This window comes from Nostoc sp., assembly GCF_036916575.1.
Taxonomy (GTDB): Bacteria; Cyanobacteriota; Cyanobacteriia; order Cyanobacteriales; family Nostocaceae; genus Nostoc.
In genome coordinates this window covers 22,853-47,681 of the sequence record NZ_JBALGC010000072.1, presented here as the reverse complement: position 1 = coordinate 47,681, position 24,829 = coordinate 22,853, and the positions used below count along the sequence as shown (strand labels likewise).

Sequence of the window (24,829 nt, the reverse complement as noted above, 5' to 3'; positions counted from 1 at the left end):
GGAAGTAGTGGGTGACGAGGGATTTGAACCCGCAACCAATAGATTAAGAGTCTACTGCTCTACCGTTGAGCTAGTCACCCGCACGAATAACCATCATAGCAAACTTCTGACAGATTTGCTAGTAGCACGCCCAAAAAACGAATTAAAGAGGGAATTTGACGGTGAAGGTAGTTTGACTGGCTCCACTCTTTACATAAATTGAGCCGCCTAAATGTCTGACCATTTTCTGCACTAATGCCAATTCCAGTCCAGTGCCGCTATGTTTCCAAGGATCATGTTTGGAAAGGTGATAGAAAGGCTCAAATATCCGTGATAGTTCATTGCTGGTAAGCTCTATTCCAGAATTGGTAATATTAAGCTCTAGTGCATCCCCTGTCAGGTGAGCAGAGACTGTGATAACTTCGCCCGCTGGGGTATATTTGCAGGCATGGTTGAGCAATTCGGTGACAATCCGCTCCAAATCGGTGATATCTGTCTCTAAAGGTGGCAGCGTATGATTAACAGTCAGCTTTAACCGTTGCCGCTGGCAGTTGGTGAGGTCTCGAAAAGACTCAACAATGGGGTGAAGCCAGCTTTGTAAGTCAATGGCAATCAAAGTTGGGGGATCGGGTTCGGCTTCGAGATATGTGAGTGTGAGTAGGTCGTTAATTAACTTGTTTTCTCGCCCACATTCGTTATGGAGAATCTGCAAGAGTTGCGGAACTATTTCTATATCTGATATTTCTGCTGGTGTCAGGACACTTTCAAGAGTTTGGGCTGCGAGGCTGATGCTAGTTATTGGTGTCCGCAGTTCTTGGGACAGGGTTCTAAGAAATTGGTTTTTGAGCTGATCGCGTTTTTCTAGTTCTTTTACCTGTGCCTGGGTTTGTTCGTAAAGCTGGGCTTGACGAATAGCGATCGCACATTCATTTGCCACCTGCTGCACTAGCTCGATTTCAAATTCATCAAATGCCTCTTGTGTCGGTCTTGTCAACCAAATGTTTCCCAAAATCCCTTGAGTATCGAAAATTGGACAAGCCATCTGAGACATAACCAACAACTTTGGTTCCCATCCCGGCACAATTTCCAAAAATTGCAAAGGTTGTTTTTGCAACAGCGGCTGATAAACTTCAAGACGGTCTGCAATCTGTCTGGTCAATCCCTGACACTGAGGTAGGTTAATGGTGTACTCGTAGGTAATAGTAACCAGGGTTTGGCAGGTGCTATAGAGTTCGATTTGGCAACGCTCAAGGTTCAGTAACTCTGTTAATTCCTGGATGACTGTCTGCAACACCTGAGTTTGATCCAGACTGTCGCGGATTTGTTCTGTCATGCGTCGCACCAAGGCTTCAAAGTTTCGCACCTGCTGCAACTGATTGATGTGCTTGTGTTTTTGCGACTCCAACTTTGCTTCGAGATGCTTAATCTGCTGACGAAGTTCTGCCTGCCCAGCAGCAATGCCAATTTGAGTTGCCAACTGCTTAAGCAAGTCAGTTTCTGTTGGCTGCCATTGACGCGGTTGGTGGCAATGCTGGGCAATCAATAGCCCCCACATCTCTTGCTCTTTGAAAATCGGCACAACCAGATTGGCTCTCACCTGCAAAGATGCCAGGAAATTTATATAGCAAGAATGCAACCCGGCTGCATAAATATCTTCGACAACTTGAATGCAACCTCGTCCGTAGTGTTCTCGATGTTTGCCATTGAAGCAGGGATCGGTGATGTTTTTTCCCAACAATGGATCACTGGCAGCCACACTTGATTCAGCAATGAATACTCCACTGCCATCAGGCTCGAAGCGATAAATCAGCACGCGATCGCAATTCAAAAACTGCCGAAGTTCTTTTGTTGTCTGATGCAGAATTGTCTCTAATTCTACAGATTGATGAATTCGTCCGGCGATCGCTTCTAGCAGTTGCTCTCGTTCAACCTGGAGTCCGACTGCTTCTTGGGCTTGCTTAACAAGGGTAATATTGCTACTAGTACCAATCAGTCGATAAATCCGGGAGTTAGTATCCCTTAGTGGGGTGAGAGTCGTACTCCACCAAGTCGGAATTCCCTGGAATTGCAAACATTGTTCGTAAGAAATAGTTTTGCCGAAGCGCACACATTCAGAGTAATGCTGACGTACCTTGGCAGCATCGATTGGGGAGAGAATATCCTCTGGTTTTTTGCCCCGGAGATCATCTGAGCGAATGCCTATCCACCGCTCATGAGTGGGATTAAGTGCTACATACCGAAAATCTTCATCCTCGAGAACATCAACTACAAATATTGATGTTTGCACAGAATCGTACATGCTCAGTAGAAACTGCTCGCTATTACTTTTATCATCTACTTCTGTGCCGAAGAGAATCTGAGGAGGTGATAATTTTGTCAACTCTATAGTTGATTCTGCTGGATTTATATTCATGCGAGAGTCCCTTTCTGGTATTACTGACTCTTGTAGGCGCTCTCTTGTCGTTACGCTTGTAGGAGATGCACTGTAGCGCCTATAGCAAAGTATTGTCAGCCGTTGCTCATCGAAACTTGGATCTTTCTCTACTTGTGATCAGAAATCTAGGAAAGCTAATAGGAGTCAGCTTCACAAATCCTGCTTTTTGAAACCGAAAATACATTTGCAGGTTAGGGCAAACTTACTCCAATTGATTTTTAACATTTTTTTAAGATTATTGCATATATCTCATCTCAGTGCAATCATCAGCATACATCAATTAAAGTTATAATTATTAATAAACTTTTGTTTAGTATATCTAAGGAAATAAGTAGGGGAGTGGGAACTTACAATCGCAATTTGTGAGCATTCATTCCTGTGAGGATACCAACCAGCAGCCAAGTGATTGCTAATCCCATGACTTCGCCGAAGAATAAGTGCGTTAGGCGGTGCAAGATCAGCCCGACAGCAGAACCCACGGGGACAGCAACCGCCCAACTTGCCGAAGAGACAAATATCCATCGCCACGCCATAGGCTGAGGAATTGCCAACCATTGTGCCAATCCAATCCCGAAGCCGCCAAGTGCACCATAAATCACCCCAGACAGGATTCTCACAGGAAAAATCTGAGTGCTAGGTACAATCCAACCCACAGCACCAATACCGATAAAGGTGATGATACTCCAACCCAAAAGACTTGACAAAATCCACCTGATATAAAATATAGGTTCTTTGAGAAGATAACCTTGAGGAAGTGCGATCGCAAATCCGCCGATAGCTGCTTCTACTACCCCAACATCTGGCTTTTCGCCGACTTCAATTAAGAGTAAACTCAATAAAAAACCGCCAAAAGTAGCTAAAATCCACAGCAATGTAAAGCCAAATCTAGTATTTCCAGGCGCGAATAGCATCAAAGTTTCTTCGGTTTTAATAGTCTGACAGTTTTAGCATTAAACATCTCAAAAAAACCTTTGCGTCGCTGTTGGGGTGATTCAGGTACGATGTAACCCCACAGACTTTCCCAGTAGAAAAAGGAGATACCATCAAAATTGCGATCGCGCACTACCTGAACCTGTGCTCTAATTTGTGCCATTTTCACAGGATTATGCACCGTTCCCGTTGATATACCAATTCCTACAGGAATTAGACTTTGAGCCAATTTCACAGATGCTTGTTCCAGTTGAGCGATAAAAGAGTTTTTGTCATTTCGATATACCTGCAAAATTAACTCATTAACTAAACCTTTTTTTACCCAACTTTGCCAGTCTTGCAAATAGTATTTGTAGGCAAAAGTTTGATAGTTAGGAGACAAAGATATTTTGACTTTGGGTTTAACCGCCTTGACAGCTTGATAGATTTCTGCCATGAAATCAGTAATTTTGTCTGCTCGCCAACGCATCCATTCTGAGTTAAAAGGATCAATAGGGGGACTTTTGCCTTGATGTTCTTGCTGGTAGAGTTCAATAGTGAAGCGATCGTAGCCAAACTGTACAGGCATCCCAAAATGGTCGTCAAGCTGAATCCCATCAACATCGTAATCTCTGACTACTTCCAAAATTAGCCCTTGGATAAACTCTTGTACTTGTGGATGTAAAGGATTCAACCAAGCCTGCTTACTTACCAAAACATTATTAATTTCTTCTGGCGGCGCATCTTGAATAGAGTTTATCCCCTCTTGCCCAATTGTCAACCAGTCAGGATAACGCCTTGCTAATTGTGAATAATGCGGTGTCATGAACCCGTATTCAAACCAGGGGATGACTTTCAAATCTTTATTTTTAGCAAGTGTCACTATCTTTGCTAAAACATCCTGTCCAGCGTGCATAAAGTTGAGCAAAGGTTGAGTTTCCGAACCTGTAGTCATTTTGGCTATAGCACTCTTGTAAAAAGTATGTCCTCGGTTCCAAACTACAGGATAAATTGTATTAAAGTTGAGATCCGATAATTGATTTAGAGCACGGTTAATACCCCAAGGGACAAATAGTACACCACTAGCAACATTAGTCAGCCAAACACCGCGAATTTCTCTAGTTAAAGGACTTATTTTTTGCGAAGAAACGGGCAGTGAAAAGAGTGAAAAAACTGTTAAAGCGACTACTAATCCCAAACACAGTAAATAAGAAAAACAACGGCGAACAACCCGATTCATTTGTAAGCGTGACCTAGTGCGATCGGAATATATATAACTACAAAATAAAGTTGTAATTCTCCGGATGATGTAAATAAATGATGATTTTATGCCTAGATATAAATTAATCAATGTGCCTTAGCAGACAATTATCGCTATTCTTAATTCTGTGAAATACAACAGGCCATGAGGTGCATAGTTTCCCTACATTAAGCGCACCTTTCAAACTCTCATTCCCAGTCTCCGGCTGGAAATATCCTTCATTGAGGGGAAGCATCCTATACTAACTTGAGGCAGAGCCTCATATAAGTGCATTCCCTGGCAGAGCCAGGGAACAAGAGAAACTGCGAATGCATCTTTGGGGAAAATTAAAACCTTTCCACACCTTCAAATTGCTTGATAGCCGATGCATTTGCTGCTTCACCACAAGTGCGTGGTGTGGGAAATATCTTTTCAGGATTTGCTAACCCTTTAGGATTAAAAACTTGTCGCACCCATTGCATAGTTTCTAAATCAACTTGGCTAAACATCTGTGGCATATAGCACTTTTTCTCCGCACCAATGCCATGTTCACCAGAAATACTACCACCCACTTGAACACAAAGTTTGAGAATTTTTCCACCCATTTCTTCTACTTGCTCTAATGCTCCATGTACAGAATTATCATAAAGAATTAGCGGATGAAGATTGCCATCGCCAGCATGAAATACATTAGCAACACGATAACCATATTGTTCACTTAATGCCTCAATTTCGTGCAGAACATAAGGCAACTGAGTCCGGGGAATTACACCATCTTGCACATAATAATCTGGACTTAAATGTCCAGCCGCAGCAAAAGCCGCTTTGCGTCCTTTCCATAATTTCAATCGGGTTTCTGGGTCAGTAGCAGAAGTTACATTACGCGCACCATTCTTTTTACAAATTTCAGTAACTCGCTGCTTATTTCCTGCAACTTCCACTTCTAAACCATCAATTTCTATTAGTAAAATAGCAGTTGCATCGCGAGGATAACAATTAGTTGCTACAACATCTTCAACTGCATTGATGCTGAAGTTATCCATCATTTCCATACCACCAGGAATAATTCCGGCGCTGATGATGTCAGAAACAGTTGCTCCCGCAGCTTCAATACTAGTGAAATCTGCCAACAGCACACAAATTGATTCTGGACTTTTGAGAATTCGCAAAGTAATTTCTGTGGCAATTCCTAAAGTGCCTTCAGAACCAACAAAAACACCAGTTAAATCATAACCAGGCATTTCTGGAATTTGTCCACCTAAATCAATAATTTCCCCTGACGGCGTGACAATTTTTAATCCCAAAACGTGGTTAGTGGTGACGCCATATTTGAGGCAATGTACGCCACCGGAATTTTCGGCAATGTTGCCCCCAATAGAGCAGATAATTTGACTAGAAGGGTCGGGAGCATAGTAAAAACCAGCACCACTGACAGCTTGTGTTACCCAACTATTAATCACTCCTGGTTGCACAATTGCCCACTGATTTTCCAAATCAATGCTGAGGATTTGCCGCATTAACGAGGTTACAATTAAAACAGAATCTTCCAAAGGCAAAGCACCGCCAGATAGACCAGTGCCAGAACCGCGTGCTATGAAGGGTATAGAATATTGATTGCATATCTTCACCACTTGGGCAACTTGTTCTGTAGTTCTAGGTAACACCACCACAGCCGGACGTTGGCGATAGCCAGTTAAACCATCGCATTCATAGGTAATGAGTTCTTCGCGGCGTTGGACAACACCATTTTTGCTAAGAACAGCCTCAAATGCTTTGATAATGGGTTTCCAGTTGCGTTGTTTTTTATCTTGGGTGAGCATAGTTTTTTAAAGTTCAAGGTAGATGTATGGCGTATTACAGGCTTTTTTGGAACGCTTTAATTACTATTGTTGCAAGAATAACAGTCAAAAGTGAGTAAAAGCGATCGCATAATTTAAGTACGGAAGGTGCGATGTCTCTTAACGAACGCGTTAAATTATGGTAAAATTATATACTTAGTTAAGTATGGGGTTAAAGTAACATAGAGTTAGACATTTAACAGCAGAGGGTGAAATAACTTACCAAGTTTTAGATTCCACCTCAAAATTAATTGCCAAGCTGCAAACCCTAGCAACCCGAACAGCAACAAGAAGTGCTAGATTTTGTTGAATTTTTAGCACAAAAATATGCTCAACCCCAACAACCACCACAGAAACGGGTACTAGGTTTAAACCAAGGTAAGATTTGGATAAGTGATGATTTTAATGAACCTTTGCCTTTTGACTAAGGAACAGTATAGGTTCGTGTAAAACCCAATAAAACATCCATTTCGTCCAAGAATACCAAGTTGTCTAGTTTATTTATCTCTCCAATATCCTTTTACTTCAGTTCCATCCTTACGACGATAACCTTCTACATATATTTTGCTGCTAGAGTTATTTAATGAATTACTCACCCAAAAATTTGTATTATTTGGCTGTTGATTTACTTTCTAATTCCATCTATTCGGCCTTCTTCTATTTTTAATCTTTCTTCTTTTTGTTTATGTTTTTTCTCTTAATTGTTGCTCTTTTTTGAGACGTTCTTCTTTTTGTCTTTCTAGTCTCAAGCGTTCTTCTCGAAGGCGGAGTCTTTCTTTTGCACGTTGTTCTTTCCTTCGTTCTTCTTCGTTACGTTTCCAATTTTTCAAAAAGCGATACCAATCATCTAGAGACATCTGAATATTTCTAACAGGAGCTTGACAAGTTTCCTATTCAAAATTATAAGCTTCATTTTCAAAGGGACTATCAACCTGATTAGCTACAGGCTGGTTAGGTTTATGAATATTTTCTCTAGCTTTTTCAATAATAAACTTAACGTAGCTACGGCAAAATCTGTGGAAAGCAATGGAGAGCTTTGGATTAGGGTGAATTAGTTTTAAGTTTTTAATCTCACTAAGCAAACAAGTATGGCAATGAAATCTCTATATTCTCCCAACCTCTATCTTTCATTAATCAACTAACCTAGAAAATCAATTAACCTAGAAATAACGCTCTCAAATACTGGATAAAATCATGGTTCAGCAAGTTCTAATCAATGATGATGATTATTATGTGCCAGATGCCAACCAGCTAGTCACTGAAGATGATACACCTGTGGACAATTTTGCTTCTGAAAAACAACAACGTCTCTTGGTTGGCTCTCTTTACAGTTCTCTACAGCAGCAGACTTTTTTAGCAGCAGCTAATGTCGGTATTTACCATACAGACGGTCAACCTGCAATTGTACCCGATATCTTTCTCAGCTTCGATGTTCAAGTGCCTCAAAATTGGTGGGAAAAACAAAATCGCTGTTATATGGTTTGGCGTTTTGGCAAACCTCCAGAAGTCGTGGTTGAAATTGTCTCTAATAAAGAAGGTGATGAACTGGGCAAAAAATTGAAAATTTATGAACAAATGCGGGTCAGTTACTACATCGTATACGATCAAACTCAGCAATTAGGAGAAAAAGTCCTGCGCGTTTATGAACTTAGAGGAAGGCGCTACTTTGAAACTTCAGAAAATTGGTTAGAACAAGTTGGTTTAGGTGTAACTTTGTGGGAAGGTAAATTTGAAGATAGACAGGATACTTGGTTACGCTGGTGCTACCAAGATGGTAATGTTTTATCGACTGGAGATGAACGCGCCGAACAGGAACGACAACGTGCCGAACAGGAAGAACAACGTGCCGAACAAGCAGAGCAACGCACCCAATTACTAATAGATAGGCTACGGGCTATGGGCGTAGATCCCGATACTCTTTAGGACACTCGCTGTCAAGACGCAAAAAAACTTTGCGTCTTTACATGAGCAAAAAAATTCTCACGAAGTTGTGCAACTTATAAACTCATTTATCCGATACGAAACCTTCTCTAATAAATCAGGATTATCCGCATCAAACCATTCAATTTGGGGATATGCTCGAAACCAAGTGCGTTGTCGCTTGGCAAATTGCCGCGTATGCAAAATTGTTAATTCTTTTGCTTCATCTAAGGAAATATCCCCAGTCAAATATTGCTTAATTTCTTGATAGCCCAAAGTATTCAACAAAGACAAATCAGCGCCATATTTTTGACAAAGATACTCCACCTCAGCGACTAACCCATCTGCTATCATTTCCTCAGTACGCTGTTGAATACGAGCATCCAACTTTTCAACATCGCAATCTAAACCAATTTGCAAAATCGGATAATTTGGTGGATTCTCCCCTTGTTGTTCCGAAATTGGATATCCAGTTATATAAAATACCTCTAAAGCCCGTAAAGTCCGCACTGAATCATTGCCATGAATCTTTTGTGCAGCAACTGGATCAACTTGTTGTAACATTGCGTATAGTTGTGGTTGACCGAGAGATTCAAGCTGCGATCGCAATTCTATTTGCGGTGCGACTCGAGGAATTTTCATCCCTTGGACAATAGAACGGATGTATAAACCAGTGCCACCAACTAGCAATAGTGGTATAACACCAATAGAAGTAATTAAGGCTTGTGTTTGCTCCTGGTAGTCTGCTACTGTCATCATGTCTGTTGGTTCGCAGATATCTATTAAATAGTGCGATACCAATTTTTGTTCAGCTACACTTGGTTTTGCAGTGCCAATATCAAACTCACGATAAACTTGACGAGAATCAGCACTGAGAATTACAGAACCCAACCGCATCGCCAAAGCCAAAGCCAAACTCGACTTACCTGTTGCCGTCGCCCCACAAATCACAATTAATTTAGTCATTAGTCATTATTCATTAAACTATTCTCCCCATGCTTCCCCTGTTCCTCTGACACGGGACTCCAACCCCTGTATAAACTTCTCTTAAAAATGCCCTACAGACGCCAGCAAGGCTTTTGTGTTACAATTTTGGAGTGTTTTTACTTTTATTTGCCTTTCGGCGACTTCAACCCCACGCATCAGGAGAGTTTACATGACGAGCAGTTACAGTGCCGATCAGATTCAAGTTCTGGAAGGTCTGGAAGCCGTCCGCAAAAGACCAGGAATGTACATTGGTACCACTGGCCCGCGAGGACTCCACCATTTAGTTTACGAGGTGGTGGACAATTCAATTGATGAGGCTTTGGCGGGTTATTGCACTCATATAGAGGTGGATATCAACGCTGATGGTTCCGTGACTGTAACAGATGATGGTCGCGGTATTCCCATCGATACTCACTCGCGCACGGGAAAATCGGCTTTGGAAACCGTGATGACGGTACTGCACGCCGGTGGTAAGTTTGGCGGCGGTGGCTACAAAGTTTCTGGAGGATTGCACGGGGTTGGTATTTCTGTTGTTAATGCTCTATCTGAGATTGTAGAAGTTACAGTTTGGCGAGATAAAAAAGTTCATATCCAACGCTATGAACGGGGTATCCCAGTTACTGATCTGCAAGTCAAGCCTTATAAAGAAGCTAGAACCGGAACCTCTGTCACTTTTAAGCCAGATACCCAAATATTCACTAATAGCATTGAGTTTGATTACATCACTTTATCAGGTCGCCTACGGGAATTGGCGTATCTGAATGCAGGTGTGAAAATTACTTTTACTGACCACCGTCTGGAAGTACTAAAAAGCGATACACCCAAGGTAGAAACCTACGAGTACAAGGGTGGTATTAAAGAGTATGTCGCCTACATGAACCGCGAGAAGCAACCACTGCATGAAGAAATTATCTATGTGCAGGGGGAACGCAACAACGTACAAGTGGAAGTTTCCTTGCAATGGTGTACTGATGCTTATACGGATAATGTGCTGGGTTTTGCTAACAATATTCGCACGGTGGATGGTGGTACGCACTTAGAAGGATTAAAAGCAGTTCTAACTCGGACATTAAATGCGATCGCCCGCAAGCGCAATAAAATTAAAGAGAATGAACCTAACCTCAGTGGCGAACACGTCCGCGAAGGTCTGACTGCTGTAATTTCGGTTAAAGTCCCCGACCCAGAATTTGAAGGACAAACCAAGACTAAACTTGGTAACACCGAAGTTCGAGGAATTGTTGATTCTTTGGTAGGAGAAGTCCTCACTGAGTACCTAGAATTTCATCCTGCCGTAGCAGATTCAATTTTAGATAAAGCTATCCAAGCTTTCAAAGCCGCAGAAGCAGCTCGTCATGCGCGGGAGTTAGTTCGGCGCAAATCCGTACTGGAATCTTCGCCATTACCTGGTAAATTGGCAGATTGCAGTTCTCGTGACCCTAACGAATCTGAGATATTCATCGTGGAAGGGGATTCAGCCGGTGGGAGTGCTAAACAAGGACGCGATCGCCGCACTCAAGCTATCTTGCCTCTACGTGGTAAAATTCTCAACATTGAAAAAACCGACGATGCTAAAATCTATAAAAATAACGAAGTTCAATCGTTAATTACAGCACTCGGTTTAGGTGTCAAAGGTGATGAATTCGATTCCACCCAACTGCGCTATCACCGCATAGTCATCATGACGGACGCTGATGTAGATGGAGCACATATCCGGACTTTGTTGTTAACATTTTTCTATCGATATCAGCGATCGCTCATCGAACAGGGCTTTATTTATATTGCTTGTCCCCCACTGTTTAAAGTAGAACGGGGACGTAATCATGAGTACTGCTATAGCGATCGCGAAAAAGATCAAACAATTGCCAAATTTCCTGCTAACGCCAACTACACCATCCAACGCTTCAAAGGTTTGGGTGAAATGATGCCACAACAACTCTGGGACACCACCATGAACCCAGAAAGCCGCAAAATGAAGCAAGTTGAAATCGAGGATGCCGCCGAAGCTGATCGCATTTTCACAATTTTAATGGGCGATCGTGTCGCACCCAGACGAGAATTCATCGAAACCTATGGTTCTAAACTCAACTTCACCGATCTAGATATCTAATATCAATTCTATAACACTACTCTGAGAATTTGTCAAGTTGATAATGGGTAATGGGTGAAAACCTATTACCCACTGCTTTTTTATAATTTATGGCTATTTTAAATACAGAAAATCCGGACTAAAATCTACGTCTTTTGGCTGATGACAAATTATTCAGAATTTTCATATAGACTTTTCAGTTTCCGAAGTATGCCGTTAGATGAGTGATTATATTGATAAATTGATTAACTATTCTCAATAATTCTTTATTTAATCAGATAGTAGGCAAAGCTATAAGAGCGAGTAAAGGCTAGTAGAAAAAGTATTGTTTAATATTATTGGCATAGGTAGCCTAGTTGCTCTGTCTGCCTGCGCTGAACCTGTCACAAAAACTCCCATAACAACTGTCCCTGCCGTTACGCCAACTCCTACTAGAACAATTGCCACCCGAAATTTAGCATAACTGGCAAAGTCAGCAGCCAGTCAGGGACAGTTAAAAATCCTCATCCGAGCAGTGCAAGCCGCAGACTTAACTCAACAATTGACTCACCAGGTCTTTACACAGTATTTGCACTTACTGATACCGCTTTCTCTGCTTTACCAAAAGCTACTTTAGACAAACTCTTACAACCAGTAAACAAACAACAATTAGTCAGGCTTCTGGCTTACCACGTTATACCTGGAGAAATTACCTCCCAGCAATTGACATCTGGACAAGTTAAAACAGTTGAGGGTACTCCCGTTAAAATCATGGTTGATCGTACCAACAACTCAATCACAGTCAACAATGCAAAAGTGACTCAGTCAGACATCCCAGCTAGCAATGGCATCGTTCATATAGTTGACCAGGTACTTCTGCCACCTAATTTACCCGCAAGTCTAAACACCACCCCAACACCACAGTAGTTCAGCAAAGCTCATAGTTTCTAGTATTTCGCTAAGGGTAGGTTTGAAAACCACGCTGACTTTGAACTAGATGCTAACAATCAATTAAAAAAAATTTAGGTTGCTTTACCACATAAGTGGTAGGTCAGCGCTACATAAATACAAAAATTCTAAATTTTTCAGTTAGTAATTAATCATATAATTCGCTTATTGTCAATATTTTACAAAAATTCAATGTTATAGTGTTAGCAAAACTACCAACTTGATTGGGAATTTAGTCAAGACAATACTCTTTGCACTGATTTGCACTGACTAGCTGATTAATTTTGCCCACCAGCTAGAAACACATTTGTTATGCTTTAAGAAAATAACTAAATATCATCTATCAAACAGCAGTTAATAAGTCTATTGAGGATTTATCATCATAAGATAACAAAAACTTACCGAAATAAAAGTATTGAAGTTTACAATTTGCTTACGCAAATAAACTTTGTAACTAAATCATCAGCCAATCTTGTGGGTTCTCTTTGTTCGAGGTAATGGCTACTGGAAGCACACACCATCTGGCAGCAAACTTGTTAATATCTTCATGTACTCCTGTGGCGATCGCGATTGTATTGTATGTATCCAATGAACTTCTAGCCTAAATAAAACTATTTTGGCGAGTTTGCAGGGCAAATTGTTTTTGAATTGATTAAAATATCTTTGTATACAATAAGAAAAGTTTGTCAAGTTTCATAGGGCTGAAATCGCCGCAGTGCGCTAACGTGTGAATAAGACCAAATTAGTTAAACCTAAATTGATCTGCTATCAGGTCGATTCTGGACAGCCTCAACTCCTCAGTTAAGGTAATTAGTACGCAGAAGGTTAACTGCTTTAAGTCAAGCACCATCAGCCTTGTTGTATTTACCCAAGGTAAAGACCTGCTTTAGTCTAAGGAATGCGTAATTTATGAAGGAAATGTAAAAATGGCTAGATTAAGACGAATCGTCTGAGTTAACATACAATGCACTCTTCCTAAGTAATTAAGGTTGTGTAAAATACATGTAATACCGCACAAGCAAGTTTACTTACTTTGTAATGTAATAAGAGCCTCACTGCAATTCCGAAAAGTGGAGAAAAAATTTAAGGGTATAACTCCCGTTTTTAATGTCTTTTTGGTAATAGTGGCTAACAATTACTGTGGTAATTCATGATTAATACACAAAAAAAGTGCAATTTCTGTGAAACAGGCTACAATCGTAAGAGTCTTTATAGAAAAATCTGCCAAAAGTCTGAATTTGTTTGTATAGAGTGGCAAGTTTTTTGAGAAAGGTGAGTCTTTTTTTTGACAAGTTAGTTGAAAGCAGTGTGTAATAGCAACACATATAACATCTACTAAAGTGAACAAGTCACCTTTAGTAATTGCTTAAACTAAAGTAAATACCCTCCGACCGGAGGTGTAAAACATCCGAGAATATCTCTGGCAAAGCTGCCAAAAAGCTTATTTTCGGTTGACAACTAGCTCGTTTAAAAGAGCAGTAAACACATCTTGAGTAATTGATTCTGCAAGGAGCATGAGGAACGCGGCATGAACCAGGCTAACAACGTACTCGAAAGCATATATCAGCCTGACCTAGAAATAATGAATCAGCCTGAGCTCGAGTTAGAAGAACTCTTAATAGACGAAGAAGAGGACTTGCTGATCATCGATGAAGGTGAAGATGAATTTTTAGAGCCTCAGTCTGATGAGGACGACGCAAAGTCTGGAAAAGCCGCTAAATCGCGTCGTCGGACACAAAGCAAGAAAAAGCACTACACTGAAGATTCAATTCGGCTTTACTTGCAAGAAATTGGTAGAATTCGGCTGTTGCGGGCAGACGAAGAAATTGAATTGGCGCGGAAAATAGCCGATTTGCTGGAATTAGAGAGGGTACGCGAAAGACTTTGTGAGCAATTAGATCGCGATCCTCGAGATAGTGAATGGGCAGAAGCAGTACAACTGCCACTACCAGCCTTTCGTTATCGCCTCCATGTTGGTCGCAGGGCCAAAGACAAGATGGTGCAATCTAACCTCCGTCTTGTAGTTTCAATTGCTAAGAAATACATGAATCGTGGTTTGTCGTTCCAGGACTTAATTCAGGAAGGCAGTCTCGGTTTGATTCGTGCCGCTGAAAAGTTTGACCACGAAAAAGGTTATAAGTTCTCCACCTATGCTACATGGTGGATTCGTCAAGCAATTACCCGCGCGATCGCAGACCAATCCCGCACGATTCGTCTTCCAGTTCACCTATACGAAACCATCTCTCGGATTAAGAAAACTACCAAGCTGTTGTCTCAAGAAATGGGTCGCAAACCCACCGAAGAAGAAATCGCTACTCGCATGGAAATGACCATTGAGAAGTTGCGGTTCATTGCTAAATCCGCCCAGTTACCTATCTCATTAGAAACACCAATTGGTAAAGAAGAAGATTCTCGATTGGGCGATTTTATTGAATCTGATGGTGAGACGCCAGAAGACCAAGTTTCCAAAAATCTTCTGCGTGAAGACCTTGAAAAAGTCCTCGACAGTCTCAGTCCTCGTGAACGTGATGTTCTCAGACTGCGTTACGGCTTGGATGATGGTCGGATGAAGACCCTTGAGGAAATCGGACAGATTTTCAACGTCACCCGCGAACGCATTCGTCAAATTGAGGCGAAAGCACTCCGCAAGTTACGCCACCCAAATCGTAACAGTGTTCTCAAAGAGTATATTCGATAGTCAATTAGTCATTAGTCATTGGTCATTAGTAAATAAACAAATGACAAATGACAAATGACAACTGACAAATGACAAAACAAATAAAAAACCTGGTAGTGAATTAGCACTCCAGGTTTTTTTATTTATAGGTCATCTTAGATATTAAAACTTATAGGATGCCCCAAAAATGTAGAAAGCCTTGACCAGAAAAAAGCTCAACCAAAACGGCTGCCAAAAAGCCAATCATTGCCAAACGACCGTTCCAAATTTCTGCTTGTGGGGTAAAGCCCCAACGCCAAGCGTTGCGATCTTCAATTATGGGAGTAGTGACTTTTGTTGTGCTTGCATTTGTCATGTTAGAACTCCAAACTTAATTTTTACGGTTTATTGTCTTATGTAAACTAATATAACAAATATTTTCATAAAAGCAACATTCTTTATACTTTTGTTTCCATAGCTTGACATGAACGATAGGAATTAATATGAGCTAAAACATCTATCTTTGGATACAACTATAGGACTTACGCAAAAACCTCTTAAACTCTAATTCCTTCGTGTCCTTTGCTGTTCAATTTTTCGTTGCTTGTGCGTAAGTCCTGAACTACTCAACACTTTTGGCAAAGTATCTTAATCTATTGAGAGTAATTAGCAATTATTTTACCATATTAAGTAGTTTTTCCTGGCTACGCTTGTTGAAGAAAAAGAATTGAAATTACAGATAGATGTGTATTAATTATGGTTTAATTAGTATTTTTTAGCATTAATTTAGGATCTAGAGTACAAAATGCTTACACTTGAATGTTGATAGTACCTTGTTTACCAGTCTTGTGTGTGAAGAGTTAGGTGATTAAGACTACTTTATGTCTACGCACTCATTAAAATTATTAATTTAACTTCGTCATCCAAATAGTTAAGTTAGAGTAATTACAAATAAAACTAATTTATAAGTTTAGATAATTTTCATTTGATAAGTTGATATTTAAACTGTTTGATAGTAGATCGAAAAAATTTATGAACAAACAGCAAATTAATGACTTTGACAAAATTATCCTGACTGCTTTCATGGTGAGTCTAGCTAGACAGTTCACAGATATTCCTTATGTTAAGGAATTAGCACAATTAATACAGATGCAAGGGTTGGTAAAGCTATCTCAACCACAAATTCAAGACACAAGTGTTTTGCTTACCGCACGTGTGGAAGCTCGTTATAAAGCCATCAACCAGGTCATGGCTCAATATCAAATAACACAAGTTCTAGAACTAGCATCTGGTTTGTTACCGCGCGGGCTTTTCATGTCTAACAATCCGAATATCACCTTTGTTGAAAGTGACTTGCCTCAGATGATTCGTTGCAAACAGCAACTAATTCAGCAACTTGTGGGGGAACGTCCTAACCTGCATTTTATAGAAATTGACGCAACTAGTCGTCCTAGTGAGTTTTGGAAGACTACTCCTGTACTTAAAGCTGGACAGCCAGCGATGATTTTGTGTGAAGGATTGCTGACACATCTGACTTTGGTGGAAAAAGAATTTGTGTGTGCCAATATTCGCGATATGCTTCACTGTTATGGTGGTGTTTGGATTACTCCAGATTTCATTGACACAGGTAGTTTAGTGCGATCGCAACAAGATGACTCAGGTTTAGAAAAGCTATTACAAACAGGTACTAACCTTACAGGCAGGTCTTTAGTAAATAATAATTTTGGCACACTCGATCAAGCACGGCAGTTCGTTTATGAACAAGGTTTTTGTGTGACAGAACATAGTATGTTGAATGTAATAGACGAGTTAAGCTGCTTAGAAATTTTGGGCATTGATGCAGAAGTGGTAAGGAGAATGCTTGCTACTCAATCTGTCTTCGCACTTACTCTCGATAGCCATCCAAGCTAAAAACTCACCTGGCGGCATTTTTTCGCCAAAATATTTTCGAGTTGCTTCTGCTAAGTTTGAGGTGTCAGAGTCACCTTTAATCTCGCCAGCTTCCCGCAGGAGTTTGAGACGCAGTTGGATTAGCGCCTCTAAGTCCTGCAAGTTGGCTTGTCGCAAGTTGAACATTACCCTAATTTACGAGCGCACTTCCGCCACGGTGATGATTTTTTCATCGCGGTTGAGTTGAAGAATGCTTTCACCTTTGACATCTCTACCTAAGAGCGGCACTGTTTCCACAGGTATCCGCACTACCCGCTCTTTATTCGTCACTAAAGCTACCTCACCAGATGCGTTGGCGTAGCCCGCCGTTCGCGTAGCGTCTCGTAGAGAAGGCATCGCCATGACCATACCAGCTAAGTTGTCAGTTTTGCTGGCAAATTTCAACGCTTGCGTGCCTAAATCGCCGCGATTAGCCCCTCTTAACTGACTGGCAGCCATCCGCTTGGCATATCCTTCTTGAGTAACTAGTAGCAGTTGGTCATCTTTACCGACAGTGACACAGCCAACCATTTGCTGATTTTTCAATAACCGAAATGCTTGTAAACCCATTGCTGTGCGACCCATAATCGGTAATTGTTCATCATTGACTGCAAAGCGCAACAGTCGCCCACCTGAACTAGCTAAAATCAGATGCCCCCCTGGAGTGGTGAACTGGGTAAATGACAATTCATCATCGTCTTTGAGCTTCAAAATCGTGATTCCCCGTCGAGTCAAGTTAGTAAATTCTTCCAGAGACAGACGCTTAATTCGTCCTTGTTTTGTTAGGAGAATCATCTGCCTAGTTTCGAGATTTTCCGGCAGCAAAAAGCGGCTGACTACCGCTTCTTGAGCACCTTGAGCAGTACTACTGAGCATAGTAATCAAAGGTTTTCCCCGTGGAGAACGTCCAGTGGTTGGGGGAATTTCTCCCACGTTCACAGGATAGACTTTGCCGCCAGCGGTTAGTACTAGCAAGTCTTTCTCTGTGTCGGTCAACACAGTTTGGATAATGAAGTCATTATCATGCAGACCATTTTCACCTTTTGACTTTCTCGCAGATGGTTGGGTACGGCGGACATAACCCCGTTGAGTAAATTCTAAAACCGCCTCCTCTGCCGGTTCAGAAGATTTAAGATTTTCCTCTTCCTCCTCTGCCCCTCTGCCCCTCTGCCCCTCTGCTCCTTTGCCCCTCTGCTCCTCTGCCCTAGACTTTTGCTCCTCTGTTATTTTTGTCCGCCGGGGATCGCTGTACTTGCGCTTGAGCGATCGCAAGTCTTTTTTCAGCGCCTTGAGTAATTCCCGGCGATCGCTCAGTAATAGCTCCAACAATCTAATTTGTTCACTTATCTGCTCAAATTCCTGCTGCAAATTTTGCTGTTCTAAACTGGTGAGGCGACGCAACGGCATAGCTAGAATTGCATCTCCTTGTAGCTCACTTAAATCCAGTTGGCTGCAAAGATTAATTTTTGCCGTACTCCCATCGGGAGCTTGGCGCAAAATTCTAATTACCTGATCCAAATTAGACAGCGCTTTCAGCAAACCTTCTACCAAATGCACACGACTTTGAGCCTTCTCCAACTCGTAATTGTAGCGACGGTTCAGCGTCTCTTCTCGGAAACTCAAAAACTCCTGCAACAGTTGACGTAAACTTAACTGACGGGGTTGTCCATTCACGATTGCTAGGAGAATTGCCCCAAAAGTCACTTGCAAAGCAGTTTGGTGATACAAATGCTGGAGAATTTCTTGGGGATTAGTATCGCGTTTGAGTTCAATTACCACCCGCATTCCTTCGCGATCGCTCTCATCCCGAAGATCAGAAATTCCTTGGAGGCGACCTTGATTTACTAAGTCCGCTACCTTCTCAATCCAGGCAGCCTTATTCACTTGGTAAGGCAATTCTGTAATGATAATTGCCGTCCGGCGCTTGCTTCCTCTAGCGGCTGGAATTTCCTCCAGAGTTGCAACTCCCCGCAGCAGAATTCCACCCTTACCTGTGGTGTATGCTTCCCGAATTCCCGCCTCACCAATTATTTCCCCTCCGGTGGGAAAGTCTGGCCCTGGAATTAACTCAAATAATTTTTCATCTGGCAAATCTGGGTTGTCGATTAAGGCAATTAATCCATCGACAACTTCCCCCAAATTGTGAGGTGGTACATTTGTCGCCATTCCTACGGCAATACCAGAACAACCATTAAGTAGCAGAAACGGCAACTGAGCAGGTAACACTGTTGGTTCTTGCTGGGAATTATCAAAGTTACCGACAAATTCCACAGTTTCTTCACCAATTTCTGTCAGCATTCCTTCATGGCTAATGGGTGCGAGGCGCGTTTCTGTGTAACGCATCGCTGCTGGCGGGTCATTATCGACACTGCCAAAGTTACCATGTCCTGCCAGCAAGGGATAGCGGCTAGAAAAATCCTGCACCAGCCTGACTAAAGCATCGTAAACTGATTGGTCGCCGTGGGGATGGTATTTACCTAACACATCACCCACTACACGGGCACATTTTCGATAAGGTCTATCTGGTACTAAACCGAGTTCGTGCATTGCATATAGAATGCGTCGATGCACTGGTTTTAAGCCATCACGCACGTCTGGTAACGCTCGCCCGACAATCACGCTCATGGCATATTCTAGATAAGACCGTTGCATCTCGGTGTGCAGGGCTGTTGGAATTACCTGTTCCGTTGAGAGAAGGTTTAACTGTTTTGCCATGAGTTTTTTCCCTGAAATTTAATTACACAAAAGCCAATGCAACTCAACACTGCGGCAACCACAGCATAACGGATGAAATGAGATTCATAACAAAATTTTGATAGTCACAGAAGAAAAAGCAGTAGTATCATCCTTGATGACGAGGATACACATTGACTATTAAAAAGGATGCACACGAGTATAATCTACATAAACTTAGTAACCATGATACTTACCATGATTGCATTTCTTAATTTTGTATTCTGGAATTCTTGAATCTCCTCACCTCTATAACTAAAATTCTCATGAAAACTGTTTTAATTGTCGAAGACGATCTAATTAATGCTCGTGTTTTTTCCAAAATTTTGTCCAAGCGTGGTGGCTTGGGTGTGAAACACACTGAAAATGTGGAAGAAGTCATCAAAATTGCCCAATCAGGAGAAGCCGACCTGATTTTGATGGATGTTTCTCTTTCCAGAAGTGTTTACCAAGGCAAGTCTGTTGATGGAATCAAAATTACACAAATGTTAAAATCCGATCCAAAAACAGCAAATTTACCTGTGATTCTGGTGACAGCACATGCTATGGAAGGCGATCGCGAGAACTTTCTCAAGCAAAGCGGCGCTGATGGCTACATTTCTAAGCCAGTTGTTGACCATCAACAGTTTGTTGACCAAATCATTGCACTTCTACCCACAGACTAACACTGGAAATTAACGACTTATTTCAGGAATACTTGCCCACCATTGTTTTTGGGTAACTAGTTCCTGTATTTGTCTAGTATAGATGTACTACGAAAAGGTACTTTTAGGCAAGTGGTGATAAAAGAGTTAGGAGTTATGAGTAAGGAGTTGAAATAATTAAACTCCCAAGTGCTAACTTTTAACCGGAGCTTCGGAGTCTCCGGCTTTGCTCCTAACTCCTAACTCCTATTGGGTAGGCTGTTGTTCAGGGGCTGATGATGAGTTTTCGCGTTGCAGTAGGGCTGCTTGAATACGTGGTAATTCTAGGAATTTTTTCGTATCAGAGAGTAGGCGATCGCCCCAGAGATTTTCTTTGAGAAAATTCAAATTAGCATAACGTGAATCGATGCGGAGTGCGGCTTCTCCCAAAGTCAGTCCTTGTTGGTGATCGCCTTTCGTATACAGTGCCACTGCCAAGGCCAATAATGGTTCTGCGGCTTGCTTCTCAAGGGTTATAGCAGATTGCCATCGCTTAATCGCTTCGGGAATATTACCCTGTTCGTAGTTGATTAAGCCAATATTGTTGAGCGCCGGCCAGAATTTTTTATCTTGGGAGACGGCTTTATTGTACTGTGTGATCGCATCTGGCAAGCGACCCAGCAGATAGTAAGCATTACCCAAATCAAACAAACCCTCTGGATCATTGGGTTTTAACTTCAAGCCATCTTGGTAATTAACAACAGATGCCTGGTAATTTTTCTGCTGAAAATTAGCTGAACCCAAAGCAAACAGAATATCACCATTTTTAGGGTTGATAGATTGCGCTTTTTTCAGGCTAGCGATCGCCCCATCAAACTCTTTAGTTTGCAGTTGCAATCCACCTAACAGCAACCACACCTTATCATTCTTAGGAGCCAGTTGACTTGCCAGCCGCGCCCGTGGCAAAGCTAATTCAACCTGTTGAAACTGAGCTAGTTGAGCCGCCTCTTGTGCCAAGCTCAACCCCTGCTTTTCTAACTTTGTCGCATCTAGTTGCAGTGTATGGGGTATTAATGCCTGCGCGTTAGCGGCTTTTGGCATACTCCACAAACTACAGACCATTAAAAGAGAAATCAAACGAACATGTTTAGGCACACTACCGCCTTTAAGCCACTAATCAAAGAATCTTTCAGCTAGCTTAAACGATCTCCGCTATTGACGGTAGCACAATCTTACGTGATTAATTCTTGACATCCCCATCACAAAAGCAATATATAAATAAGTAATAACTTACTTATTTATGGCTCGTACACCCAGAATCACCAATCAGCAAATCTTAGAAGCAGCTCGTCAAGTTTTCCTACAACAAGGATTTGGTGCTTCAACATTAGAAATTGCTCAACAGGCTGGTATTTCTGAAGCTTCAATTTTCAAGCGATTCTCAACCAAAGAAAAATTATTTTTGGCGGCAATGGGAATTCCAGAAAAACCCCCTTGGGTGAACGAGTTGGAATCTCTTTGTGGCAAAGGCAATTTTAAAGAAAATCTAATCAATATTTGCTTCCAGATTATGGAATTTTATCGCGAGGTGCTGCCTCGAGTGATGATGCTGCGATCGCTAGGCAATCCGATCCCAGAACTTGAAGGTAAAGAACCAAAGCCCATGCAAGAAGTCAAAGTACTGACTGCTTTCCTAGAGCATGAGATTAACCAAGGTCGGCTTCGCCCTTGCGATGCCAAGACAGTGGCTCATATCTTACTAGGATCGGTGATGAACTACGTTTTTTTAGAGCAAATATCGTCTCAAGTCACTATACCAACTATCGAATTACCATTAAATTCTGGCGATAGTACCACAGAAGTATCACCATTTGTCCACAGTCTTGTGGATATTGTCTGGCAAGGAATTGCACCAAGCCAAGATTAAATAGGAAGCAGGGGACAGGGGAAGAAGAATTATTGATTAATGCCCAATGCCCATTCCCCACTCCCCATTAAAAAAAACTGATGACTTTGGTCATACATCAGTCTGGAATTACTAATGACTTTGGTCATACATCGGTTTAGAGGTTTTAAGCAATAATTAATATGTATGAATTTATACGAAGAGGTAAATATCAAACACCTTGATGCCAAAACAAAAACAACTGTCTAAAGATTGCTGAATTCAAACCTTAGCAAAATCTAACTTTAATACAAATAAGGAGTCAATTCTGTGTTGAGAGCAAACCGGATATCGATAGTCTTAGCTGCTGCTGCCCTGATGATTGTTCCCACTCTTTTGACTGCGCCTGCAATTGCCCAGACGAAAGTCTACGTTGTTGGCGATCGCAACCAAAATTGGGATCGCGACGGCAGGCGCAACTATAGAGAAGACAGAAATGGAAATAGGGGTAATTACCGCGACGGCAGGCTTTATCCTGTAGAAGTCAGAAACCCTAGAGATCGGGATAATTGGAACCGTGATGGCAGAACATATCCTGTAGAAGTCAGAAACCCCAGATATCGGGATAATTGGAACCGTGACAACCAGTTTAATGGCAGAGTAGTCAGACTTGGCAATGGTGATATCAGATATCCCAATGGGCAAATTATTCCTGCTAGATCCGTAGTCAGACTGCGCGATCGAGGTTACTTCAGACTTCCCAACGGGGATATTCTTCTTCCCAATCAGGAAATTGTTCCTGCTGAGAGATTAGTTAGAGTGCATGATGATTATTTCAGACTTCCTAGTGGATTAGTACTGCAAATAAACCTTTAAGACACTAAAAACTCAAAATCATTGTTGTTATAGGGCTACCAGGCTATATTAGCCTTGAATAACTAGCTCGGTAGCCGTTCTTTTTAAACGAAGTTATATGAAACTTGATACACCAAATACCGTAAATTCATCAGTTTTGCTTCCAGAGGTAAAGAAAAAAAAAGGCAGACGTAATTGGCTTTCTTGGCTAATTGCTCTTTGCCTTTTGGGTGGAATTGGCTATGGAGTTTATTACCAAGTAACAGTTGTTTCCCGGCAAGAAGCCAGACGCCGGGTGCTGACAAAGCCTGTAGAAAGGCAGAGTTTAACAATTACAGTTTCAGCGAACGGAACGGTGAAGCCTGAGCGGTCAATCAACCTCAGCCCGAAAAATTCCGGCATTTTGAAAACACTGCTAGTGAAAGAAGGGGATATCGTCAAACAAGGACAGATTGTCGCTTACATGGATGATTCCAACCTGCGGGGGCAACTCACCTCTGCTCAAGGACAATTGGCACAAGCCTCGGCAAATTTGCAAAAAGCGATCGCAGGCAATCGTCCTCAAGATATTGCTCAAGCACAAGGAGTATTAGACGAAGCCCAGGCGAATCTGCAAAAAGCGATCGCAGGCAATCGCTCTCAAGATATTGGCCAAGCACAGGCACGCTTGCAAAGCGCTCAAGCCACCCTTCGCCAAGCAGAAGATGATTTTGTTCGTAATCAGCAACTTTACAATGCAGGCGGTATTTCCCTTCAGACTCTTAACCAAAACCGTGCCACTCGCGACAGCGCCCAAGCTAGTCTAAATGAAGCACAACAAGCACTAGGGTTGCAAAAAGCCGGGTCACGTCCAGAAGACATCGAGCAAGCCCGAGCTGTCGTGAAGCAGAGACAGCAAGCTTTAGCACTCTTAAAAGCAGGAACGCGCCAAGAAGATATTGACGCAGCCCGCGCCCAAGTAACATCTGCTCGCGGCTCACTGCAAAACATCCAAGCCGAAATCAATGACACGGTAATTCGCGCACCTTTCGATGGTGTGGTGACAAAGAAGTATGCTGATCCCGGCGCTTTCGTGACACCTACAACAGCCAGTAGTGAAGTAGCTTCTTCTTCTTCTTCTTCAATCTTGTCTCTAGCTTCAACAAATGAAGTTGTCGCAAATTTGGCGGAAACAAATATTTCTAAAACCCGCCTTGGGCAAAAAGTCTCGATTAAAGCAGATGCCTACCCAGGAAAAACCTTTGAAGGTAAAGTCAGCCAAATTGCTGCCCAAGCAATAGTAGAGCAAAACGTCACCAGTTTTGAAGTGAGAGTATCACTTTCAGATCCTCAAAGACTACTGCGGTCTGGGATGAATGCAGAAGTAGATTTTCAAGTCGGTCAAGTGGAAAATGTTTTAGTAGTGCCAACAGCCTCGGTGGTTCGCCAAGAAAATGCCACAGGTGTGTTTGTGGCAGGAAAGAATAACAGACCTGTGTTCACTCCCATTGAGACTGGCGTCACCGCGAATAACTTTACCGAAGTTAAGTCTGGATTGACAGGAGACGAAAGGGTATTACTCAGTTTCCCACCTGGGTCACGTCCGCAATCAACACCAAGAGGAGGAGTTTTCCCTGGTCTAGGTGGTGGTGGAGGTGGAGGAAGAGGAGGCAGTGGCGGCGGAGGTCGTTCAGGCGGTGGTTCTGCTGGTGGTTCCCCTTAAAGTGAGTTTTAAATCAATACGGTTTAGTTAAAAAGAGGCAAGGGAGCAAGGGGATGGAACAGAAAGGGGAGTAAAAAGGCTCAACTGTCGAGTAAAAAGGCTCAACTGTCGAGCAAAAAGGCTCAA

At 41.9% G+C, this 24,829-nt stretch carries 20 protein-coding genes and 1 tRNA gene; 10 read left to right on the top strand and 11 right to left on the bottom strand.

Annotation, left to right across the window (positions count from 1 at the left end):
• Window positions 1-8 precede the first annotated feature (8 nt).
• The 5 genes from V7L29_RS15095 to glcD form a co-directional block, all read right to left on the bottom strand.
• Window positions 9-80: transfer RNA gene (locus V7L29_RS15095), tRNA-Lys, on the bottom strand.
• A gap of 62 nt (window positions 81-142) precedes the next feature.
• The gene (locus V7L29_RS15090; protein ID WP_334735999.1) at window positions 143-2,392 is read right to left on the bottom strand and encodes a sensor histidine kinase; all 2,250 of its coding nucleotides are present in this window, start codon (window positions 2,390-2,392) and stop codon (window positions 143-145) included.
• Between the two features lie 368 nt (window positions 2,393-2,760).
• Window positions 2,761-3,324 (bottom strand): hypothetical protein, encoded by a 564-nt coding sequence (locus tag V7L29_RS15085; RefSeq protein ID WP_334735998.1) that lies wholly within the window; start codon window positions 3,322-3,324, stop codon window positions 2,761-2,763.
• Window positions 3,324-4,562: a glycoside hydrolase family 10 protein gene (locus tag V7L29_RS15080; protein WP_334735997.1), complete on the bottom strand. Its 1,239-nt coding sequence runs from the start codon at window positions 4,560-4,562 to the stop codon at window positions 3,324-3,326. The genes V7L29_RS15085 and V7L29_RS15080 overlap by 1 nt, the downstream gene beginning before the upstream one ends.
• A gap of 347 nt (window positions 4,563-4,909) precedes the next feature.
• Window positions 4,910-6,382 (bottom strand): glycolate oxidase subunit GlcD, encoded by a 1,473-nt coding sequence (glcD, locus tag V7L29_RS15075; protein ID WP_334691059.1) that lies wholly within the window; start codon window positions 6,380-6,382, stop codon window positions 4,910-4,912.
• A gap of 311 nt (window positions 6,383-6,693) precedes the next feature.
• On the opposite strand from glcD, the gene V7L29_RS15070 reads away from it, so the two are divergent.
• Window positions 6,694-6,828 carry a DUF2281 domain-containing protein gene (locus tag V7L29_RS15070; protein ID WP_334691060.1) on the top strand — a complete coding sequence of 45 codons (135 nt, stop codon included), beginning with the start codon at window positions 6,694-6,696 and terminating at the stop codon, window positions 6,826-6,828.
• A gap of 255 nt (window positions 6,829-7,083) precedes the next feature.
• Here the strand turns inward: V7L29_RS15070 and V7L29_RS15065 are convergent, their stop codons facing one another.
• Window positions 7,084-7,257 (bottom strand): hypothetical protein, encoded by a 174-nt coding sequence (locus V7L29_RS15065; protein ID WP_334735996.1) that lies wholly within the window; start codon window positions 7,255-7,257, stop codon window positions 7,084-7,086.
• A gap of 337 nt (window positions 7,258-7,594) precedes the next feature.
• On the opposite strand from V7L29_RS15065, the gene V7L29_RS15060 reads away from it, so the two are divergent.
• Complete coding sequence (locus V7L29_RS15060; protein ID WP_334735995.1) at window positions 7,595-8,323, top strand: Uma2 family endonuclease; 729 nt, start codon at window positions 7,595-7,597, stop codon at window positions 8,321-8,323.
• Between the two features lie 57 nt (window positions 8,324-8,380).
• Here the strand turns inward: V7L29_RS15060 and miaA are convergent, their stop codons facing one another.
• Window positions 8,381-9,286 (bottom strand): tRNA (adenosine(37)-N6)-dimethylallyltransferase MiaA, encoded by a 906-nt coding sequence (gene miaA, locus V7L29_RS15055; RefSeq protein WP_334735994.1) that lies wholly within the window; start codon window positions 9,284-9,286, stop codon window positions 8,381-8,383.
• Window positions 9,287-9,476: 190 nt separating this feature from the next.
• Here miaA and gyrB point away from each other — a divergent pair, with 190 nt between their 5' ends.
• Together gyrB and V7L29_RS15045 are read left to right on the top strand one after the other, a co-directional pair.
• A complete protein-coding gene (gyrB, locus tag V7L29_RS15050) occupies window positions 9,477-11,414 on the top strand; it encodes a DNA topoisomerase (ATP-hydrolyzing) subunit B (RefSeq protein ID WP_334735993.1) in 1,938 nt (645 codons plus the stop codon).
• 438 nt (window positions 11,415-11,852) lie between these two features.
• Complete coding sequence (locus tag V7L29_RS15045) at window positions 11,853-12,299, top strand: fasciclin domain-containing protein (RefSeq protein ID WP_442944196.1); 447 nt, start codon at window positions 11,853-11,855, stop codon at window positions 12,297-12,299.
• A 475-nt stretch (window positions 12,300-12,774) separates the two neighbouring features.
• Here V7L29_RS15045 and V7L29_RS15040 read toward each other — a convergent pair whose 3' ends face one another.
• Window positions 12,775-12,909 carry a hypothetical protein gene (locus V7L29_RS15040; protein WP_334691065.1) on the bottom strand — a complete coding sequence of 45 codons (135 nt, stop codon included), beginning with the start codon at window positions 12,907-12,909 and terminating at the stop codon, window positions 12,775-12,777.
• A 939-nt stretch (window positions 12,910-13,848) separates the two neighbouring features.
• Between V7L29_RS15040 and rpoD the strand changes: the two genes are divergently transcribed.
• Window positions 13,849-15,018, top strand: coding sequence for an RNA polymerase sigma factor RpoD (rpoD, locus tag V7L29_RS15035; RefSeq protein WP_300414872.1), 1,170 nt, complete (start codon window positions 13,849-13,851; stop codon window positions 15,016-15,018).
• A 148-nt stretch (window positions 15,019-15,166) separates the two neighbouring features.
• On the opposite strand, the gene V7L29_RS15030 is transcribed toward rpoD, so the two are convergent.
• On the bottom strand, window positions 15,167-15,352 hold the full coding sequence (locus V7L29_RS15030; RefSeq protein WP_334691066.1) for a chlorophyll a/b-binding protein: 186 nt from the start codon (window positions 15,350-15,352) through the stop codon (window positions 15,167-15,169).
• 656 nt (window positions 15,353-16,008) lie between these two features.
• Here V7L29_RS15030 and V7L29_RS15025 point away from each other — a divergent pair.
• Window positions 16,009-16,887, top strand: a complete 879-nt coding sequence (locus tag V7L29_RS15025) for a class I SAM-dependent methyltransferase (RefSeq protein WP_334691067.1) — start codon at window positions 16,009-16,011, stop codon at window positions 16,885-16,887.
• Window positions 16,888-17,061: 174 nt separating this feature from the next.
• Here the strand turns inward: V7L29_RS15025 and gyrA are convergent, their stop codons facing one another.
• On the bottom strand, window positions 17,062-19,620 hold the full coding sequence (gene gyrA / locus V7L29_RS15020) for a DNA topoisomerase (ATP-hydrolyzing) subunit A (protein WP_334735992.1): 2,559 nt from the start codon (window positions 19,618-19,620) through the stop codon (window positions 17,062-17,064).
• Between the two features lie 284 nt (window positions 19,621-19,904).
• Between gyrA and V7L29_RS15015 the strand changes: the two genes are divergently transcribed.
• Window positions 19,905-20,303: a response regulator gene (locus V7L29_RS15015; RefSeq protein ID WP_069073372.1), complete on the top strand. Its 399-nt coding sequence runs from the start codon at window positions 19,905-19,907 to the stop codon at window positions 20,301-20,303.
• Window positions 20,304-20,528: 225 nt separating this feature from the next.
• Here V7L29_RS15015 and V7L29_RS15010 read toward each other — a convergent pair whose 3' ends face one another.
• Entirely contained in the window at window positions 20,529-21,416 is an 888-nt protein-coding gene (locus tag V7L29_RS15010; protein WP_334691069.1) for a tetratricopeptide repeat protein, read from the bottom strand.
• Between the two features lie 145 nt (window positions 21,417-21,561).
• Between V7L29_RS15010 and V7L29_RS15005 the strand changes: the two genes are divergently transcribed.
• From V7L29_RS15005 to V7L29_RS14995, 3 genes are all read left to right on the top strand, one after another.
• On the top strand, window positions 21,562-22,188 hold the full coding sequence (locus V7L29_RS15005; protein ID WP_334735991.1) for a TetR/AcrR family transcriptional regulator: 627 nt from the start codon (window positions 21,562-21,564) through the stop codon (window positions 22,186-22,188).
• Window positions 22,189-22,476: 288 nt separating this feature from the next.
• Window positions 22,477-23,022 carry a hypothetical protein gene (locus V7L29_RS15000; RefSeq protein ID WP_334735990.1) on the top strand — a complete coding sequence of 182 codons (546 nt, stop codon included), beginning with the start codon at window positions 22,477-22,479 and terminating at the stop codon, window positions 23,020-23,022.
• A gap of 97 nt (window positions 23,023-23,119) precedes the next feature.
• The gene (locus V7L29_RS14995) at window positions 23,120-24,703 is read left to right on the top strand and encodes an efflux RND transporter periplasmic adaptor subunit (protein ID WP_334735989.1); all 1,584 of its coding nucleotides are present in this window, start codon (window positions 23,120-23,122) and stop codon (window positions 24,701-24,703) included.
• The last annotated feature ends 126 nt before the right edge of the window (window positions 24,704-24,829 follow it).